Source organism: Pantoea osteomyelitidis, assembly GCF_044342975.1.
Taxonomy (GTDB): Bacteria; Pseudomonadota; Gammaproteobacteria; order Enterobacterales; family Enterobacteriaceae; genus Pantoea; species Pantoea osteomyelitidis.
The window spans coordinates 51,234-68,812 of the sequence record NZ_JBGFSN010000005.1 but is presented as its reverse complement, the minus strand read 5'-3'; the positions used below and the strand labels follow the sequence as shown (position 1 = coordinate 68,812).

Genomic DNA, 17,579 nt, shown 5'->3' with positions numbered 1-17,579 from the left:
TATATCAATGTCGGCAACCCCTTCCTGCCCACATTGCCCATACTATAACGATGGTCAACCTTTGCGTTGCCCAACCGGACTGACTGAGAGAGAGAATATGGGCCAGATTGCCCCAAGACGGCGCAGGACGCGCGCATCACGTACTTCTACATGGCTCGAGCGCTGGCTGCCTGCGCGCCGAACGCGTAACGCGGCCAGCAAGGAGGAACACCGTATGTCTTCAGGCGCGCCATTTCGCCTTCCCAACTGGCTGCATCAGATCTGGCACCTGCCGGACAACGTAAGCTGGATGGATCCGCTGCCTCCCTTTCATCGTCGTGGCATTATCATTGCGCTGGTTGTGATACTGCTTGGTTTTCTCTGGCCCAGCTCAACGCCGCAGTATCCGGTTGAGCGTCCCCATCCTGTCGACGTGCCGACAGAAGCGCCGATGCAGGCGGAAATCTATAATCACCCGCCTTCGCAACCCGATTCGCAGGGCGCATGGCGCAGCTATGCTATCGCATCCGGCCAGACGCTGGCGCAGCTGTTCCGTGATAACAATCTGCCGGTGAATGATGTCTTTGCTATGGCGCGCGTGGAAGGAGACGGTAAACCGCTGAGTTCGCTGCAGAGCGGCCAGCAGGTTAAGATTCGCCAGAATGGACAAGGCGTGGTGACGGGCTTAACGGTAGAGAGCGACAGCGGCCCGGTGCTGTTTACCCGTCAGCCGGACGGCAGCTTTATCCGCGCCCAATAAACAAAAACGCCGGCACAAGGCCGGCGTTTCTGCAATCGTGCAGGCTGTGATTACTCAGCAACCACGGTCACGATCAGTTTTGCGAATACTTCGCTGTGAACCTGGAAGCTCACTTCGTGCTCACCGGTAACGCGCAGAACGCCGTTCGGCAGACGAACTTCGCTCTTAGCCACTTCAACGCCAGCTGCAGTTACAGCGTCAGCGATGTCGCGGGTACCGATGGAACCGAACAGTTTACCTTCGTCGCCTGATTTAGACGTGATGGTAACGTTGCCCAGTGCGTTGATTTTCTCAGCGCGTGCATTGGCAGCAGCCAGAACGTCAGCCAGTTTGGCTTCCAGTTCAGCACGACGGCCTTCGAAAAACTCAACGTTTTTCTTGGTAGCCGGTACAGCTTTACCCTGTGGAACCAGGAAGTTACGAGCGTAGCCCGCTTTAACATTAACCTGATCACCCAGGCTGCCCAGGTTTGCTACTTTATCAAGCAGAATAACTTGCATTACCTTATCCTCTTAAAGTCGTTAATGGACAGCAGCCGATTACTGATGACGATCAGTGTACGGCAGCAGAGACAGGTAACGCGCGCGCTTGATAGCACGAGCCAGCTGACGCTGGTATTTTGCGCGAGTACCGGTGATACGGCTCGGTACGATCTTACCGCTTTCAGTGATGTAGTTTTTCAGCGTAGCGATGTCTTTGTAATCGATCTCTACAACGCCTTCCGCGGTGAAACGGCAGAACTTGCGACGACGGAAATAACGTGCCATTTGGCTAGTCTCCAGAATCTATCAATTCAATCTGCTCGGCATGTAACACAATTTTACTCTGGCCGTTGCGTGCCTGATGGCAGCTGATAAAGCCTTCGAGTATGAGTTGCGTGCCGACCGTTATATGTTGAGTAATCACCTGATGGGCGCTGCCGCTGATAATCACCGGCATCCGACACCAGGCTTGCCGGTTAAATCCGGCCTCCTCCTGCACTGAGCGGTGCTCAAGCACAAACTGACAGTGAGGAATTCCTGACGGGCTGATTTTTCGAACTGGCGTCTTGCACACGGTGCCAGACAGGCGCAGCCGATTTGCCGTCACGATGGATTACTCTTCAGAATCCCCAGCATCTGAGTCATCGGTGGTTTCGTTAGCGAAATCTTCACGGCGCTCACGACGCTCGTCTTTCGCTTTCACCATCGGCGATGCTTCGGTTACCGCGTGCTTAACGCGCATAACCATGCTACGGATAACGGCGTCGTTGAAGCGGAAGTTCGTTTCCAGCTCGTCGATAACTTCCTGCGGCGCTTCAACGTTCAGCAGAACGTAGTGAGCTTTGTGCAGTTTGTTGATCGGGTAAGCCAGCTGACGGCGGCCCCAGTCTTCCAGACGGTGGATCGTGCCTTGCGCACCAGTGATAGCACCAGTGTAACGCTCGATCATGCCCGGAACCTGTTCGCTCTGGTCAGGATGGACCATAAATACGATTTCGTAATGACGCATCGGTTGCTCCTTACGGATTATTCAGCCTCCTGTCAGGGTCAACCGCGGCCCGTGGAAGCAAGGAACGTTATAGGTCGTGTCGCATAATTCGCGGACACAGCCTGTGAATGCGGCTGAAAAATTGACGCGTAATCATACTGACATGCCTGAGGAAACTCAAGCGCACATTTCATCAAATCGCGCGTATCGTGCCAGGGGAGGTGGCTTTTTGTGCTACCAGCGGGAATACAGCAGGTTAAGCGGGTTTGGACAAATTTTCTGAACAAGGCGTTCAGAAAGCTGCGCTGGCGCGGTGGTGGCGAAGAACTAAACTGTTTACAGGCGTAATGGTTTTGTTCGCTGTCGCCTGAGAGTGAATTCCCCGTAGCAGGAGTCGATCATGAAAACGTTCATTATCGCCACTTTACTGGGTCTCTTCCTGTCTCCACCCGCTCTTGCCAGCTCCGCTGACTGTGCGCAGCAGATGAGAAGTAACAGCAGCAATGCGGCTTCAGGTTATGTTTACGTCAACCGTCTGGATGCGCCTGGCGAAAGCCATATCAACGCAAACAGCAGCGCGGCTGAACGATTATCCGATCAGTTGTAATCTGGTTGACCTGGCGGGCTGGCAATATGTTGCCGGCCCGTTTTTATATCAGAGATGATGTTTAAAAAAACTCACCAGCGCCGTCAGCGCTGAGGGCGTAATTTTATGGCCGATATGCTTTTCAGAAAGCGAAGTGAGCTGCCCGTCCAGCGCCTGCTCGCGTAGCGCCGTCTCCAGCCGGACGGTTTCCGCAAAGGGCACCACCTCGTCCGCTTCGCCATGCCAGAGCAGCAGCGGTCGGTTCGCCAGCGCGGCCAGCTGCTGGCAGGGATCATATTCCGCCAGCGGCGCCATGCGGCGCGCGAACTCTTCTTTCTGTTCAGGCGTACGCGCCGCGAGCGGCGGAAACAGCGTGTGGCTGAGCTGCATAAAATAGCCGGATCCCATCATACAGGCGACGCTTTGAATCTGCGGATAGCGCGCCATCGCGCCAAGCACCGTCATGCCGCCCATCGACGCGCCAGCCAGCGCAAAGCGCTCCGGCGCAATCAGATCTTTTTCGCGCAGCGCGGCTTCAATTAACGGCACCTCATCAATATTGCGCTTGAGGATATCCCAGAAATGGCTCTGGCGCTTTTCCGTGTCGCCGTTGTAACGCGCGCCATGCATATCCGCATCGGGCAGCACCGCGCGAAAACCGGCCTGCGCCAGCGCCACGGCAAAATAGGAGTAAACCTCTTTGGAGGAGGTAAAGCCGTGATAAAAAACGACCGTAGGCAATCGGGTCTGGCGCAACCCTGCCGGTGTGGCGTGGATACATTCAATACCGGCCAGCAGTTCCGTGTTGAGCTCAATCATGTCGTCTCCTGTGCGATCTCAGCTTTCAGCCTGTCAATTGTAAGTGCTGCCGGTGAGATTGCGAGGCAGTTCACATTATTCCAGTGATTTCTCTTCTAAACCTTTTCGCCTCGCTGCCGTTGATCGTGTATCCCCCCAATCAACCCGAAGGTATTAGCATGAAGCGTCGTTCTCTCAGCGCCATGAGTCTCGGTATCAAGCTGTCTGTACTGACGTCTATCAGCGTGGCGATACTGTTGTTTATATTAACCCTGACGTTAAGCCATAACGCTGCGCGTCAGCTGGAACAATTAGCAGTCAATGATATGCAAAATCAGGTGGATGGCATTGGCGAAATGGCGACGATGTTCAACGCCGCCCTGTCTGAAGAAGTCTCCAATTACACGCAGCTTTTCCAAAGTTTTTTACCTAAGCGTTTCAGCCGCGATGAAAGCTCGCCTATCCAGGTCGGTGATTTTTCTACCCCAACCCTGCGCGCCGGGCTGAAAACCCTGAACCTCGATCAGGTCGCCGTTGACGATTTTTTTGACCGCACCGGTGCGGTTTCCACTATTTTCGTGCTCAGCGGCGATGATTACATTCGCATCTCAACTTCGCTGAAAAAAGAGGATGGCAGCCGTGCGATCGGCACTAAACTGGATCGCGCCTCCCAGGCCTGGAAAAATGTCAATCAGGGCGAGGTTTATCGCGGTCTGGCCTCGCTGTTCGGCCATCGCTACATTACACAATATCAGCCGGTAAAAGATGCGAGCGGCACGGTGATTGCCATTCTGTTCGTCGGCGTGCAGATCGATAAGCAGTACAGCCTGATGCGTGACAAAGTGCTGGCGCGCCATCTTGGCGACAGCGGCCATTTCTACGTGCTGAATGGCGCCAGTGGAAAAACCCAGGGGCAATTTTTGTTTGATCGCCAGCGCGAAGGCAAGCTGCCGCTCTGGGACGCCGCGCTACAGCAGCAGCTGTTGACTCAGCCGCGGGGTATTAAAGAAGTCGAGCTGGATGGCGAAAGCAAAATGCTCGCCTGGCAGCAGCTTCCTGGCTGGAACTGGGTGATTGTCGGCGAAGTCAGCCGCGCCAGTCTGCTGGCCTCGATTACTCACAGCCGCAACCTGTTTATGCTGATTGGCCTGGCGCTGGTGGTGCTGTTTGCCGTCGGCTTTGTCTGGTTCAGCCGCCGCGCCATCAGCAAGCCGCTGCAGCAGGTGATCCATCTGGCTGAGCAGTACGCTGCCGGTAATCTGCAGGCACATCTGGAGACGCGCCGTCAGGATGAGATCGGCCAGCTGATCGCTGCTATCAACGGCATCGGCGACGGGCTGGAAGATATCGTCGCGCAGGTGCGCGGCGCGGCGCAGGAGATCAGCGATGGCACCGACGCTATCGCTGCCAGCAGTCTCGATATCAGCGAGCAGATTGGCCGTCAGGCCAGCAGCGTGGAAGAGACTTCGGCCAGCATGGAGCAGTTTGGCGCGACGGTAGAGCAGACCGCCGCCAACGTGCGACAGGCGCTGACGCTGGTCGCCGAAGCGGCAGAAACCATCAACCACGGCGGTGCAACCGTCACGCGATCGGTAAACACCATGTCGGCCATCAAGGTCTCTTCACAGAGCATCGCCGATATTACGCATGTGATTGAGTCCATCGCCTTTCAGACCAATATTCTGGCGCTTAACGCCGCAGTAGAAGCCGCACGCGCTGGCGAGCATGGCAAAGGTTTTGCGGTGGTGGCTGCCGAGGTGCGGGCGTTGGCCCAGCGCAGCGCGCAGGCGGCGAAGGAGATCGATACGCTGATTGAAAACTCTATCAATAAAGTCTCGGAAGGCCATACGCTCTCCGAGCAGACGCGCGACGCCATGGAGAATATCGTACAGCGCATCGACCAGGTGAAGCAGCTGATGGGCGAGATTAACGTCGCCTCTCAGGAACAGGCAGCGGGTATTGGTCAGGTGAACATCGCCATGCATCAGATCAGCCAGGCGACCCATCACAACAGCAGTCTGGTGACGCAATCGGAAACGACGGCACAAACGCTTAGCCAGAAAGGCCATCATCTGACGCATCTGGTGAGTATTTTTAGCCTGAAAAACTAATGCCGGAACGGGGATGGATTAAACTTTAGACTTGTCCATCCCCAGCAGAGGAAGAGTGATGCGTTACATAATGATTGCATTTTTACTGATGCTGAGCGGCTGCTCGACCCTGAAAACCACGCCGCAACCGCCGCCGCCGCCCGGCTCACAGGCGCAGGAGGTAAGCCGTGCGCAGAGTACGGGCCTGCCGAAAATGGGTAATATCAGCGTCAGCGTACGCGGCTCCCCGGATGATGCGGAGCGAGAACTCGCCGCGAAAGCTAACCAGGCGGGCGCAGCTTACTATCAGGTCCTGATGGTCGATGAGACCGTGATGCCCGGCTTATGGTACGCCACCGCGATCCTTTATGGTCGTTCACCCGCCACCGGCGCGCAGCAGTAAACGTTCAATAACCACCGGCTCCAGCGTACCGGGGCCGCGATTATCAAGCCACTGCCGACACCAGGCATCCGCCAGCGGTGGCTCCGCATACTTCAACAGTTGAGCCGCAGTCGCCAGCATCAGCAAACTTTGCGTCACGTCCCGCGCCTGCGCCTCATCCGCCGCGCTGAGGCGCAGCCTGAGCTGATGCCAGCGCGCATCAAAGTGGCGATTGCAGCCTTTCACCGCGTCGAATTCATGATTGAGCATCTCCTGCATGCCTGGGTGTTTTGCCAGTACGCGCAGCACATCCAGACACATCACGTTGCCGGAGCCTTCCCAGATACTGTTAACCGGCATCTCGCGGTAAAGCCGCGGCAGCTCGCTCTCCTCGCAGTAGCCGATCCCGCCTAATATCTCCATTGACTCGGCGACAAACGGCATGCCCGCTTTGCAAGTAACATATTTTGCCGCCGGGGTGAACAGGCGGGCGAACGCGCGTTCCGCTTCCCGCTGCGGCGTTGACCAGGCGCGCGCCAGCCGCATCAGCAGTGCCGTTTGCCCTTCCAGCTGCAATGCCTGCGCCCCGAGCACCTGACGCATCAACGGCTGATCGACCAGATTTTTACCCAGCACCTGGCGCTGATGCGCATGGTAAAGCGCGATGGAAAAGGCACGCCGCATCTGGCCGTGGCTGCCGAGCGCGCAGTCGAAGCGCGTCATGCCGCCCATTTTCAGGATTAGCCGTATGCCGTCCCCCTCTTCCCCCAGCAGCCAGCCGGTGGCGTCGGTAAATTCCGCTTCACTGCTGGCATTAGAGCGATTGCCCAGCTTCTCCTTCAGCCTTTCCAGGTGAATGGCGTTACGGCTGCCGTCGGGCAACAGGCGGGGCAAAAAGAAGCAGCTCAGTCCCCCTTTGGCCTGCGCCAGAATCAGATGCGCGTCGCTTTGCGGCACCGAGAAAAACCATTTATGGCCGGTAATGCGGTAAGCCTCGCCCGGTCCCGCCTGGGCGATGGGATCGGCGCGCGTAGTATTACTGAGCACATCGGTGCCGCCCTGCTTTTCCGTCATCCCCATGCCGATCAGCAGGCCGCGCTTTTGATCGCCCGCTTGCAGGTGCGCATCGTAGCGGTCGGAGAGCAGCGGCTCGCGCCAGCCCTGAAAACAGGCAGGCAGCGCGGCCTGCAAAAGAGGAATGGCGCCGTGAGTCATCGTCACCGGGCAGAGCGTTCCCGCCTCGACCTGGGCATGCAGGATAAAACGCGCAGCGCGCGCCACCATGGCATTTTCCTGTACGTCGGGCTGCCAGCTGAGGTTATGTAAGCGATTGGCGCAGAGTCCCTGCATCAGCAGATGCCAGGCGGGATGAAAGCGCACCTCATCGAGCCGTTCGCCGCGCGGGTCGTAGCGCAGCAATTCTGGCGGGGAAGCGTTGGCGAGACGGCCCAGCTCCAGCGATTCGGCGCTGCCGAGCTGTAGCCCTACGGATGCCAGCAGCTCACGATCCCACTCCGCGCCTTCACGGGCGACGGCCTCACAGAGCGGCGTGTCGGAGAGGAAAAGATTGCTGTTGCTGAGCGGATGAGGCTGATTGAAAACGGTATGGGTCCAGGTCATATCCCCTCCTCGGTTTGCTTCCCTAATTATGGGAGCGACGAGCAGATATGCCTGGCACTGAGGCAGTTTTGTGCTGGCGATCACGCCAGCAACATTCAGGCGTTACGCTGACGTACCGCTTCGAACAGGCAGATGCCGGTAGCGACCGAGACGTTGAGCGAGGAGACGCTGCCTGCCATCGGGATGCTGATCAGCTCATCGCAATGCTCACGTGTCAGACGACGCATGCCTTCGCCTTCAGCGCCCATCACCAGCGCCATTGCGCCACGCATCTTGCTTTGATAAAGCGTGTGATCCGCTTCGCCCGCCGTGCCGACGATCCAGACGTTGTACTCCTGCAACAGACGCATGGTGCGCGCCAGATTGGTCACGCGGATCAGAGGAACATTTTCCGCCGCCCCGCTGGCAACTTTTTTAGCCGTTGCGTTCAGTGCCGCCGAGCGATCTTTCGGGACGATCACGGCATGCACGCCCGCCGCATCAGCGCTGCGCAAACAGGCACCAAGATTATGCGGATCGGTTACGCCATCCAGGATCAATAAAAACGGCTGCTCCAGCTCCGCCAGCAGATCCGGCAGATCGCCTTCCTGATACTGACGTCCGGGCTTCACGCGCGCCACAATGCCCTGATGCACCGCGCCTTCCACTTTGCTATCCAGCCACTGACGGTTCGCCACCTGAATCACAATGCCCTGTGCTTCCAGCGCAGCAACCAGCGGTTGCAGACGGCGATCGTCGCGTCCTTTCAAAATAAAAACTTCCTGAAAACGTTGCGGATCGCGTTCCAGCAGCGCCTGCACGGCATGGATACCAAATATTATTTCACTCATCAATCTGCTCAGTGGTTTTGGGAATTAAATAGGGTTTGGCGCTATTCCTCTCTCCGGGGAGAGAGGAATAAAACGGCGCGTCAGAAATCAGGCCGTGCTGGCATTTTTCTTCGCGCCGCGTTTCGCTTTGGTAGCGGCGGCGATTTTACGGGTTTTTTCCGACGGATTTTTACTTTTTTTCTCTTTCTTCGCTTTGCTGTCGCCTTTCTTACCGCCACGGAAGGCCGCATCCGCTTCGAAGTTTACGCTTTTGCCCATTTCACGACGGCGTTTCGGCGGCGCTTTGCCGTCGCGCTTCGCTTTTTCGCGTGCGGTTTTACCTGCGCCGCGCGGCTGACGCTGGCTGGAGATCAGGGCGAAATCGATCTTACGCTCATCCATATGCACCGCTTCAACACGGACCTCCACCTCATCGCCAAGACGATAGGTGCGCCCGCCCGATTCGCCAATCAGACGCTGCCCCACTGCATCGAAACGGTAGTAGTCATTATCGAGGGTGGAGACGTGCACCAGTCCGTCGATAAAGAGATCGTTGAGGCGCACAAAGAAGCCGAAGCCGGTGACGCTGGCGATCACGCCGTTAAACACGCTGCCGACATGATCCTGCATAAAGTCGCACTTCAGCCAGTCCGCCACATCACGCGTTGCCTCATCGGCGCGGCGCTCGGTCATGGAACAGTGCTGACCCAGCTGCAACATCTGCGGCATATCGTAGTGATAACCGCCGGTTGACGTGGTGTTGCCTTTCACCTCGCCCTGCTCTTTCGCCAGCAGATATTTGATGGCGCGATGCAGTAGCAGGTCGGGATAGCGACGAATCGGCGAGGTAAAGTGCGCATAGGACGCCAGCGCCAGGCCGAAGTGGCCACGGTTTTCCGGATCGTAAACCGCCTGTTTCATCGAGCGCAGCAGCATGGTTTGCAGCATCTCGGCATCGGGACGATCGGCGATCTGCGACAGCAGCCCAGCATAGTCGACCGGCTGCGGCTTGGTGCCGCCGGTCAGGCTGAGTCCCAGCTCGTTCAGCACGGTACGGAAACTGGTGATGCTGTCATCGCTCGGACGATCGTGATCGCGGAACAGCGCCGGCTCCTCGTTTTTCTCCACGAAGCGGGCCGAGGCGATATTCGCCAGAATCATGCACTCTTCGATCAGCTTATGCGCATCATTACGTACCGTGCGCTCGACACGATCGATACGGCGTTCAGCATTAAAAATGAATTTCGCCTCTTCGGTTTCAAACGAAATGCCGCCACGCTGCTCGCGCGCCTCTTCCAGCGCCTTATACATCAGGTGTAGCTCTTCAAGGTGTTTGACCAGCGGCGCATACTGTTCACGCAGCTCTTCGTTGCCCTGCAGAATATTCCACACTTTGGTATAGGTCAGACGCGCATGGGAGTTCATCACCGCTTCGTAATGTTTGAAGCCGGTCAGCTTGCCCTTCGACGACACCGTCATCTCGCACACCATGCAGAGGCGATCCACCTGCGGATTGAGTGAACAGAGTCCGTTGGAGAGCACCTCCGGCAACATCGGCACCACCTGCGACGGGAAATAAACCGAGGTGCCGCGCTGATGCGCTTCGTTGTCCAGCGGCGTGCCGGGGCGCACGTAGTAGCTGACGTCGGCAATCGCTACCCACAAGCGCCAGCCGCCGCCGCGTTTTTTCTCGCAGAAAACGGCATCGTCGAAATCACGCGCGTCTTCGCCATCAATGGTCACCAGCGGCAGATTGCGCAGGTCCACGCGTCCTTTTTTCGCCGCTTCCGGCACCTCTTCGCTCAGCGAAGCGATCTGCTGCTCCACTTCCACCGGCCAGACGTGCGGGATCTCATGGGTGCGCAGCGCCATATCCACGGCCATGCTGGTGCCCATGTTGTCGCCCAGCACTTCGGTGACTTTGCCGATCGCTTTGGTACGGCGCGTCGGGCGCTGCGTCAGTTCCACCACCACTACAAAGCCCATGCGCGCATTCATCGTCTCTTCCGGCGGAACGAGAATATCGAAGCTCAAACGGCTGTCGTCCGGCACCACGAAACCCACGCCCGCGTCGGTAAAGTAGCGGCCAACGATCTGGTTGTTGCGCGGTTCAAGCACGCGCACCACGCGCGCTTCGCGACGGCCTTTACGATCGGCGCCCAGCGGTTGCGCCAGGATGATATCGCCGTGCATGCACATTTTCATCTGCTCGGCGGAGAGGTAGAGATCATCTTTTTGGCCTTCCACGCGCAGGAAGCCATAGCCATCACGATGACCAATCACTTTGCCGCGCAGCAGATCCAGCCTTTCCGGCAGCGCATAGCATTGACGGCGCGTAAAAACCAACTGACCATCACGCTCCATGGCGCGCAGGCGACGACGCAGCGCTTCCAGATGTTCTTCGCCGCTCAGGTTCAGCTCCTGCGCCAGATCGTCACGGCTGGCTGGTTTTTCGCGTTTTTCTAAGTGAGCGAGAATAAATTCCCGGCTCGGAATCGGGTTTTCGTATTTTTCAGCTTCTCTTTCCTGAAAAGGATCTTTTGACATAGCGGTTCCTCCGATGTCATTTATGGGTCATTGCCACCGGCGGTTCGGACAATAAAATGTGATACAAAGGTTCGTTACCTTTCACTAAGTCTGCCAGCGTGTACTTATCCAGTTCCTGCAGAAAGAGCTGAACGGCATCGCTCATCGCCTTCCTTAAGCGACACGCGGGAGTAATACTGCAGCCGGCGCAGTCAACTAATTGTAGCGGCTCCATTTTACGTACGACGTCGCCAATGATGATTTTATCCGCATCCATGCCTAAACGAATACCCCCGTTTTTCCCGCGCATCGCAGCAACAAAGCCCGCCCGGCTTAGCTGATTAATAATTTTCACCATATGGTTACGCGAAACGCCATAGGTCTCGGTTACTTCGGTGATGTTGGTCAGACGGTCCTTGGGCAGCGTCGCCAGATAAATTAACGCTCGCAAGCCGTAATCAGTAAAACTCGTTAGCTGCACAGCTACCTCAGCGAATCAACAAGGATAATTTCAACCATTTATTAGCGTTGTGCTTAGGTAAGATGATAAACCAGTGCATCAATACCGGTGCGTTTTTTCAGGCAACTTATGATTGGGCAAGAAACAGACAGGATAAGCGGAGCCAGGAAGCAGAAAAACAGAGGCCGGACAGTGTCCGGCCTGGGTCTATTATGCGTCGAAAGGATCGCGCAGAATCATCGTTTCGCTGCGGTCCGGACCGGTGGAGATAATATCTACCGGAACGCCGGTTACCTCTTCAACCCGCTTAATATAGTCGCGTGCGGCCTGCGGCAGTCCTTCCAGCGTTTGCACGCCAAAAGTATTTTCACTCCAGCCCGGCAGGGTTTCGTAAATCGGCTCAATGCCTTCCCAACCTTCTGCCGCCAGCGGCGTGGTGGTCACTTCGCGGCCGTCGGGCATACGGTAGGCGATGCAAATTTTCACCTCTTTCAGACCATCCAGCACGTCCAGTTTGGTCATGCAAAAACCGGAGAGGGAGTTGATCTGCACGGCGCGACGTACGGCAACCGCATCCAGCCAGCCGGTACGACGACGACGGCCGGTAGTGGCGCCGAATTCGTTGCCTTTCGCACACAGGAATTCGCCGGTTTCATCAAACAGCTCCGTCGGGAACGGACCTGCGCCAACGCGCGTAGAGTAAGCTTTTACGATGCCCAGCACGTAATCCACATAGCGCGGACCCATGCCGGAGCCGGTCGCCACGCCGCCTGCGGTGGTGTTTGATGAGGTGACATAGGGATAGGTGCCGTGATCGATATCCAGCAGCGTGCCTTGCGCGCCTTCGAACATGATCAGATCGCCACGCTTGCGCGCGCTATCCAACAGCTCAGAGACGTCAACCACCATGCCGGTCAGGATATCGGCTACCGCCAGAACGTCCTGCAGCACGTTGTCGTAATCAACTGCGTCTTCTTTGTAGTAATGCACCAGCTGGAAGTTGTAGTAATCCACCACTTCTTTCAGCTTGGCGGCAAAGGTCTCTTTGTTGAAGAGATCGCCGACGCGCAGACCACGACGCGCCACTTTGTCTTCATAGGCCGGGCCGATGCCGCGACCGGTGGTGCCAATCGCTTTGGCGCCACGCGCTTTTTCGCGCGCCAGGTCCATTGCGACATGGTATTGCAGGATTAACGGACAGGCTTCAGAAAGCAGCAGACGTTCACGTACCGGCACACCCCGATCTTCCAGACCTTTCATCTCTTTCATCAGCGCTTCAGGCGACAGCACAACGCCATTGCCGATGATGCTGGTAACGTTTTCACGCAGGATGCCAGAAGGGATTAAGTGGAGGACGGTTTTTTCACCGTTGATGACAAGCGTATGGCCCGCATTGTGGCCACCCTGGTAACGCACAACGTATTGCGCGCGTTCCGTCAGAAGGTCTACGATCTTACCTTTGCCTTCGTCACCCCATTGGGTGCCCAGTACGACGACGTTCTTACCCATTTTTTCAAAATCACCTGTTGCTTAAAAAAGGATTCTACCATCTGACTTTTTCACTTTCAGCACTTTTAGCATACGATTGCGCGCTTTTTTGCCTGAGTTTTGATCGATACAACATCTGGTGGGAATCCCGCTGCAAATGCACAATTTACGCCGGGTAAATAAAGCTGATTTCCGGCGTGGAAGCGTTAATCAGCGCCCGTGTAAGCTCAGCATGCAATAAATCACCACGCCCGCGACCACTAAGCCGCCGCCAAAACGATGCAGCAGACGGTCGGGCAGCTGCGCCATCGACAAAATCATACGCCGCCAGAAACGCGGCAAAAACATCGGTCCAAGCCCTTCCAGCACCAGCACTAACGCCAGCGCCATCCAGATGGTTGTATTCATTCTGTTGCCCCAAAAAAAACGGGCCGACAACATTGCCGGCCCGCAATTTATAGCAGTTTCTTATCGCGTTGCGTTAGAGGGCGCTTTCATATAACGGAAGAAATCGCTGTCCGGGCTCAACACCATCACATCCTGATTGTTGTTGAAGCTGGTTTCGTAAGCACGCAGGCTACGGATAAAGGCGTAAAAATCGGGATCCTGGCTGAAGGCATCGGCAAACAGCTTCGCCGCGCCGGCATCGCCGTCACCGCGAGTAATCAGCGCCGTGCGCTGTGCTTCCGCCAGCGTACGCGTTACCTGGTAATCCGCCTGAGCGCGCAGTTTTTCCGCCTCTTCCTGACCCTGAGAACGCTGGCTGCGAGCAACCGCTTCACGCTCAGCGCGCATACGGTTGTAGATAGCGTCAGAGACTTCCGCCGGCAGGTTGATCTGCTTGATACGGACATCGACTACCTGAATCCCCAGCGCCGCCATGCTGTTCGGGTTGATCGCCGGCTCGTTGCCTTTGGTTTCACGCGCAACGCGCGCCGCCGCACTGGCGATGGCGTCATCCGCCGCTGGCGTCTGAACCTCATCATCCCCGCCAGCGCTGCCGGTATTCAACGCTTCACGCACGTCGGTAGTGAGACGACCACGGGAATCGGTCACGATATCCTTCACGTCCAGACGACCCATTTCAGAACGCAGACGGTCGCTAAATTTACGCTTCAGCAGCACTTCCGCCTGAGAGACGTCGCCGCCGCCGGTAGCCAGGTAGTAACGGCTGAAATCGCTGATGCGCCACTTGATATAAGAGTCGACGATCAGATCCTTTTTCTCTTTGGTAACAAAGCGATCCGCCTGGTTATCCATGGTCTGGATGCGCGCATCAAGGCTTTTCACCGTTTCAATAAACGGCACCTTGAAGTGCAGACCCGGCACATAGATCTGCGGTTTGTTATCATCGTCGCGCAGCACCTTGCCAAAGCGCAGCACAATACCGCGCTGGCCTTCCTGCACCACAAACAGTGACGCATAAAGCCCCACCAGCACGACAATCACTAAGAAGACTATAGACTTACGCATCGATTACTCTCTCCCTTCGCGCTGGGTATCGTTGCGCAGAGCGTTCGCCCGACGCTGATCCATGATGCTCGCCGGATTATATGACGAACCGCTGTTACGGCTGGCGCTGCTGTCCGGTTCCGCCGGCAGCTTCATCAGGCTTGCGCCCTGCTGATCGTTGCGGCTGCCGGATGCCTGGGTGCCGCGCATCAATTGATCCAGCGGCAGCACCATCAGGTTATTGCCACGATCGTTAACCAGCACTTTACGGGTATTGCTGAGAACGCGCTCCATGGTTTCGATATAGAGACGCTCTTTGGTGATTTCTGGCGCAGCTTTGTATTCCGGCAGAAGTTTGGCGAAACGCGCCACTTCACCCTGGGCTTCCAGTACGGTGCGCTCTTTATAGGCGCGCGCCTCTTCCAGAATACGCTGTGCCTGACCGTTGGCGCGCGGCTGAACTTCGTTAGCGTAGGCTTCCGCTTCGCGTACGTACTGCTCGCGATTTTCACGGGCGGCAATCGCATCATCAAACGCCGCTTTCACTTCTTCAGGCGGACGCGCGGCCTGGAAGTTGACATCCAGCAGCGTGATGCCCATGTTATAAGGACGAATAGTTTCGTCGAGCTCACGTTGGGTTTCGCTACGTACCACGGTACGGCCTTCGGTGAGAATGCGGTCCATGGTGGAACGGCCAATCACGCCGCGCAGCGCGCTGTCGGTCGCCTGACGCAGGCTGTCGTCCGCGCTGGTCACGGCATAGAGATAGCGTTCAGGATCGGTCACGCGGTACTGCACGTTCATCTCAACGCGCACCACGTTTTCATCGGAGGTCAGCATAACGCCGGAAGCGGCCAGTTCGCGCACGGCTTCCACATTCACCGCACGCACCTGATCGATAAAGGTGGGTTTCCAGTTCAGGCCCGGCTCAACCAGGTGACTGAATTTGCCGAAGCGCGTTACGACGCCACGCTCCGCTTCTTTAATGGTATAAAAACCGCTGGCAGCCCAGATAACCACCGCAGCAACCGCCACAATGCCAAACAGTTTGCCGCCGTTACCAGAGCCTCGCTGGTTGTTGTCACTCTGTTTGCCACCGCCCAGTCCGCCGAGCTTCTTGCTCAGCTTACGGAAGATATCATCCAGATCGGGAGGCCCCTGATCGCGCCCCCCTTTATTTCCCCCAGAGTTGCCGCCTTGATTATTGCTGCTTCCCCACGGGTCGCGGTCCTGTCCGTTATTACCGGGCTGATTCCACGCCATGTTTATACTCCATTTATTGTATGTGCGGTAATACCCTTCATCTTTCAGACTGCAGCGGCATTAGCTGCCTTGCTGCAACCTGAAATCTTGTGGGTATAGTCCCTTCATCTTCCAGACTGCAGCGGCGCAAGCGGCCTTACTGCAGGCTGAATATTTTTGGGTAAATGCGTTCGGGCAACAAATTAAACAACGTAATCAATCAGTGACGCCTCTTGTTTACACAGACGTCGCCACTCCACCATTGGCATACGCACATGCAAACCTATACTGCCGTCATCTTCATTCCACTCTTTTTCAATCGCCTGCAGCTCATAAAAACGACTGCGCAAACGGCCTGTCTCTGGCGGCAAGCGCAGTTCAAACTGAGCGATTTCGCCTGACAGGCGCTCGGAAAGCGCCTGCCAGAGCAAAGGGGTGCCTGCCCCGGTCTGGGCGGAAAGCCAGACGCGGATCGGAAGCCCCTCTTCATTACGATCGATTCGCGGCTCAAAGGCATCCAGCAAGTCGATCTTGTTCATCACCAGCAGCACCGGGATCTCGTCGGCTTCGATCTCTTCAAGCACGGCGTCAACCGCCTCGATGTTCTCGTTAAGGCGCACGTCCGCCGCATCAATGACATGCAGCAACAGGGCGGCCTGACGGGTTTCCTGCAACGTCGCTTTAAACGCCGCCACCAGATCGTGGGGCAAATGACGAATAAAGCCGACCGTGTCCGCCAGCACCACTTCGCCCACATCTGCCACATTCAGGCGACGCAGCGTCGGATCGAGCGTAGCGAACAGCTGGTCCGCCGCATAAACGTTTGCAGAGGTGATGGTATTAAACAGGGTGGATTTTCCGGCGTTGGTATAACCCACCAGCGAGACCGTGGGCACGTCCGCTTTGGCGCGCGCCTGCCTGCCCTGCTCGCGCTGTTTTTCAACGCGCTCAAGCCGGGAGAGAATCTGGCTGATTCGGTTACGTAATAAACGGCGGTCAGTTTCCAGCTGCGTTTCACCCGGCCCGCGCAGGCCGATACCGCCTTTCTGACGTTCAAGGTGAGTCCATCCGCGCACCAGACGGGTGGCAAGATGGCGCAGTTGAGCCAGCTCGACCTGCAGTTTCCCTTCATGGGTGCGGGCGCGCTGGGCGAAAATATCAAGGATTAAGCCGGTGCGATCGATAACACGACATTCGCACAGCCGCTCGAGATTGCGTTCCTGAGCAGGCGACAAGGCATGATCGAATAAAACGACCGATGCTCCACTCGACTTTACCGCATCGGCAATTTCAACTGCCTTTCCTTCACCGACAAAATATTTGGGATGTGGCGCTTTACGGCTGCCCGTAATCACTTGCAGCGCTTCAACGCCTGCGGAAGAAACCAGAGTTTCAAATTCCTGCAGGTCTTCCAACTCTTTGTCTTGGGAGAACCAGATGTGTACCAGTACGGCCTGCTCACCGGCATCATAACGGTCAAACAAGCTATAACCTCGCTAAAATAAAATACCAGGACAGGAAAACATCTGCGCTTTCCAGCCCTGGATTCACGGTAACGCCTTACTCTGCGCTATCACCGTCTTGTTGTGGCTGCGTCTGCGCTGCCTGATTGCTACCGCCGTGGTGGTAGTTGCTTCCGCCGCCGCCAGCATTATTGCTGTGGTGTGACACCGGGCGCGATGGAACCACGGTTGAAATGGCGTGTTTGTACACCATCTGGCTGACCGTGTTTTTCAACAAAATCACAAACTGATCGAAAGATTCAATTTGGCCTTGCAGTTTAATACCGTTCACCAAATAAATCGAAACCGGAACACGTTCACGACGCAATGCGTTCAAAAACGGGTCTTGTAATGATTGCCCCTTAGCCATTCTATCTTTTCCTTATATGCTTGTTGTTTGTTACTTAGAACCGAT

General features: G+C 56.5%; 19 protein-coding genes. 4 read left to right on the top strand and 15 right to left on the bottom strand.

From position 1 onward, the window contains the following. The first annotated feature begins 97 nt into the window (after positions 1-97). A complete protein-coding gene (locus ABU178_RS14000) occupies positions 98-739 on the top strand; it encodes an OapA family protein (protein ID WP_397215953.1) in 642 nt (213 codons plus the stop codon). Positions 740-789: 50 nt separating this feature from the next. Here the strand turns inward: ABU178_RS14000 and rplI are convergent, their stop codons facing one another. The 4 genes from rplI to rpsF are packed head-to-tail and all read right to left on the bottom strand — an operon-like array spanning position 790 to position 2,230. Beyond that, the gene (rplI, locus tag ABU178_RS13995) at positions 790-1,239 is read right to left on the bottom strand and encodes a 50S ribosomal protein L9 (protein WP_397215951.1); all 450 of its coding nucleotides are present in this window, start codon (positions 1,237-1,239) and stop codon (positions 790-792) included. Positions 1,240-1,278: 39 nt separating this feature from the next. Continuing rightward, complete coding sequence (gene rpsR, locus ABU178_RS13990; protein WP_005974788.1) at positions 1,279-1,506, bottom strand: 30S ribosomal protein S18; 228 nt, start codon at positions 1,504-1,506, stop codon at positions 1,279-1,281. Between the two features lie 4 nt (positions 1,507-1,510). Continuing rightward, a complete protein-coding gene (priB, locus tag ABU178_RS13985) occupies positions 1,511-1,828 on the bottom strand; it encodes a primosomal replication protein N (protein ID WP_397215949.1) in 318 nt (105 codons plus the stop codon). A gap of 6 nt (positions 1,829-1,834) precedes the next feature. Then, a complete protein-coding gene (gene rpsF / locus ABU178_RS13980) occupies positions 1,835-2,230 on the bottom strand; it encodes a 30S ribosomal protein S6 (RefSeq protein WP_397215947.1) in 396 nt (131 codons plus the stop codon). A gap of 379 nt (positions 2,231-2,609) precedes the next feature. Between rpsF and ABU178_RS13975 the strand changes: the two genes are divergently transcribed. Further along, the gene (locus tag ABU178_RS13975) at positions 2,610-2,816 is read left to right on the top strand and encodes a hypothetical protein (protein ID WP_397215945.1); all 207 of its coding nucleotides are present in this window, start codon (positions 2,610-2,612) and stop codon (positions 2,814-2,816) included. Between the two features lie 48 nt (positions 2,817-2,864). Here ABU178_RS13975 and yjfP read toward each other — a convergent pair whose 3' ends face one another. Continuing rightward, positions 2,865-3,614, bottom strand: a complete 750-nt coding sequence (gene yjfP, locus ABU178_RS13970) for an esterase (RefSeq protein ID WP_397215943.1) — start codon at positions 3,612-3,614, stop codon at positions 2,865-2,867. 158 nt (positions 3,615-3,772) lie between these two features. Between yjfP and ABU178_RS13965 the strand changes: the two genes are divergently transcribed. Together ABU178_RS13965 and bsmA are read left to right on the top strand one after the other, a co-directional pair. Further along, on the top strand, positions 3,773-5,704 hold the full coding sequence (locus tag ABU178_RS13965; RefSeq protein ID WP_397215941.1) for a methyl-accepting chemotaxis protein: 1,932 nt from the start codon (positions 3,773-3,775) through the stop codon (positions 5,702-5,704). Positions 5,705-5,762: 58 nt separating this feature from the next. After that, positions 5,763-6,086 (top strand): biofilm peroxide resistance protein BsmA, encoded by a 324-nt coding sequence (bsmA, locus tag ABU178_RS13960; RefSeq protein ID WP_397215939.1) that lies wholly within the window; start codon positions 5,763-5,765, stop codon positions 6,084-6,086. Here the strand turns inward: bsmA and ABU178_RS13955 are convergent. The 10 genes from ABU178_RS13955 to hfq form a co-directional block, all read right to left on the bottom strand. After that, positions 6,060-7,685 (bottom strand): isovaleryl-CoA dehydrogenase, encoded by a 1,626-nt coding sequence (locus ABU178_RS13955; protein WP_397215937.1) that lies wholly within the window; start codon positions 7,683-7,685, stop codon positions 6,060-6,062. The genes bsmA and ABU178_RS13955 overlap by 27 nt on opposite strands. 95 nt (positions 7,686-7,780) lie before the next feature. After that, complete coding sequence (gene rlmB / locus ABU178_RS13950; protein WP_397215935.1) at positions 7,781-8,515, bottom strand: 23S rRNA (guanosine(2251)-2'-O)-methyltransferase RlmB; 735 nt, start codon at positions 8,513-8,515, stop codon at positions 7,781-7,783. An 87-nt stretch (positions 8,516-8,602) separates the two neighbouring features. Next, positions 8,603-11,041 carry a ribonuclease R gene (rnr, locus tag ABU178_RS13945; RefSeq protein ID WP_397215933.1) on the bottom strand — a complete coding sequence of 813 codons (2,439 nt, stop codon included), beginning with the start codon at positions 11,039-11,041 and terminating at the stop codon, positions 8,603-8,605. A 16-nt stretch (positions 11,042-11,057) separates the two neighbouring features. Next, positions 11,058-11,501 carry a nitric oxide-sensing transcriptional repressor NsrR gene (gene nsrR, locus ABU178_RS13940; RefSeq protein WP_397215932.1) on the bottom strand — a complete coding sequence of 148 codons (444 nt, stop codon included), beginning with the start codon at positions 11,499-11,501 and terminating at the stop codon, positions 11,058-11,060. 189 nt (positions 11,502-11,690) lie between these two features. Further along, positions 11,691-12,989: an adenylosuccinate synthase gene (locus tag ABU178_RS13935; protein WP_397215931.1), complete on the bottom strand. Its 1,299-nt coding sequence runs from the start codon at positions 12,987-12,989 to the stop codon at positions 11,691-11,693. Positions 12,990-13,178: 189 nt separating this feature from the next. Next, positions 13,179-13,376, bottom strand: coding sequence for a DUF2065 domain-containing protein (locus tag ABU178_RS13930; RefSeq protein ID WP_397215929.1), 198 nt, complete (start codon positions 13,374-13,376; stop codon positions 13,179-13,181). 60 nt (positions 13,377-13,436) lie between these two features. Then, positions 13,437-14,441: a protease modulator HflC gene (gene hflC, locus ABU178_RS13925; RefSeq protein WP_397215927.1), complete on the bottom strand. Its 1,005-nt coding sequence runs from the start codon at positions 14,439-14,441 to the stop codon at positions 13,437-13,439. Between the two features lie 3 nt (positions 14,442-14,444). Beyond that, positions 14,445-15,683 (bottom strand): FtsH protease activity modulator HflK, encoded by a 1,239-nt coding sequence (gene hflK, locus ABU178_RS13920; protein ID WP_397215924.1) that lies wholly within the window; start codon positions 15,681-15,683, stop codon positions 14,445-14,447. A 182-nt stretch (positions 15,684-15,865) separates the two neighbouring features. Beyond that, a complete protein-coding gene (hflX, locus tag ABU178_RS13915) occupies positions 15,866-17,146 on the bottom strand; it encodes a ribosome rescue GTPase HflX (protein WP_397215922.1) in 1,281 nt (426 codons plus the stop codon). Between the two features lie 76 nt (positions 17,147-17,222). Continuing rightward, a complete protein-coding gene (gene hfq / locus ABU178_RS13910; protein ID WP_312239513.1) occupies positions 17,223-17,534 on the bottom strand; it encodes an RNA chaperone Hfq in 312 nt (103 codons plus the stop codon). Positions 17,535-17,579 lie beyond the last annotated feature (45 nt).

Coding starts and splice junctions, on each gene's coding strand:
- ABU178_RS14000 (WP_397215953.1), top strand. CDS start 98: ATGGGCCAGATTGCCCCAAGACGGCGCAGGACGCGCGCATCACGTACT.
- rplI (WP_397215951.1), bottom strand. CDS start 1,239: ATGCAAGTTATTCTGCTTGATAAAGTAGCAAACCTGGGCAGCCTGGGT.
- rpsR (WP_005974788.1), bottom strand. CDS start 1,506: ATGGCACGTTATTTCCGTCGTCGCAAGTTCTGCCGTTTCACCGCGGAA.
- rpsF (WP_397215947.1), bottom strand. CDS start 2,230: ATGCGTCATTACGAAATCGTATTTATGGTCCATCCTGACCAGAGCGAA.
- ABU178_RS13975 (WP_397215945.1), top strand. CDS start 2,610: ATGAAAACGTTCATTATCGCCACTTTACTGGGTCTCTTCCTGTCTCCA.
- yjfP (WP_397215943.1), bottom strand. CDS start 3,614: ATGATTGAGCTCAACACGGAACTGCTGGCCGGTATTGAATGTATCCAC.
- ABU178_RS13965 (WP_397215941.1), top strand. CDS start 3,773: ATGAAGCGTCGTTCTCTCAGCGCCATGAGTCTCGGTATCAAGCTGTCT.
- bsmA (WP_397215939.1), top strand. CDS start 5,763: ATGCGTTACATAATGATTGCATTTTTACTGATGCTGAGCGGCTGCTCG.
- ABU178_RS13955 (WP_397215937.1), bottom strand. CDS start 7,685: ATGACCTGGACCCATACCGTTTTCAATCAGCCTCATCCGCTCAGCAAC.
- rlmB (WP_397215935.1), bottom strand. CDS start 8,515: ATGAGTGAAATAATATTTGGTATCCATGCCGTGCAGGCGCTGCTGGAA.
- rnr (WP_397215933.1), bottom strand. CDS start 11,041: ATGTCAAAAGATCCTTTTCAGGAAAGAGAAGCTGAAAAATACGAAAAC.
- ABU178_RS13935 (WP_397215931.1), bottom strand. CDS start 12,989: ATGGGTAAGAACGTCGTCGTACTGGGCACCCAATGGGGTGACGAAGGC.
- ABU178_RS13930 (WP_397215929.1), bottom strand. CDS start 13,376: ATGAATACAACCATCTGGATGGCGCTGGCGTTAGTGCTGGTGCTGGAA.
- hflC (WP_397215927.1), bottom strand. CDS start 14,441: ATGCGTAAGTCTATAGTCTTCTTAGTGATTGTCGTGCTGGTGGGGCTT.
- hflK (WP_397215924.1), bottom strand. CDS start 15,683: ATGGCGTGGAATCAGCCCGGTAATAACGGACAGGACCGCGACCCGTGG.
- hfq (WP_312239513.1), bottom strand. CDS start 17,534: ATGGCTAAGGGGCAATCATTACAAGACCCGTTTTTGAACGCATTGCGT.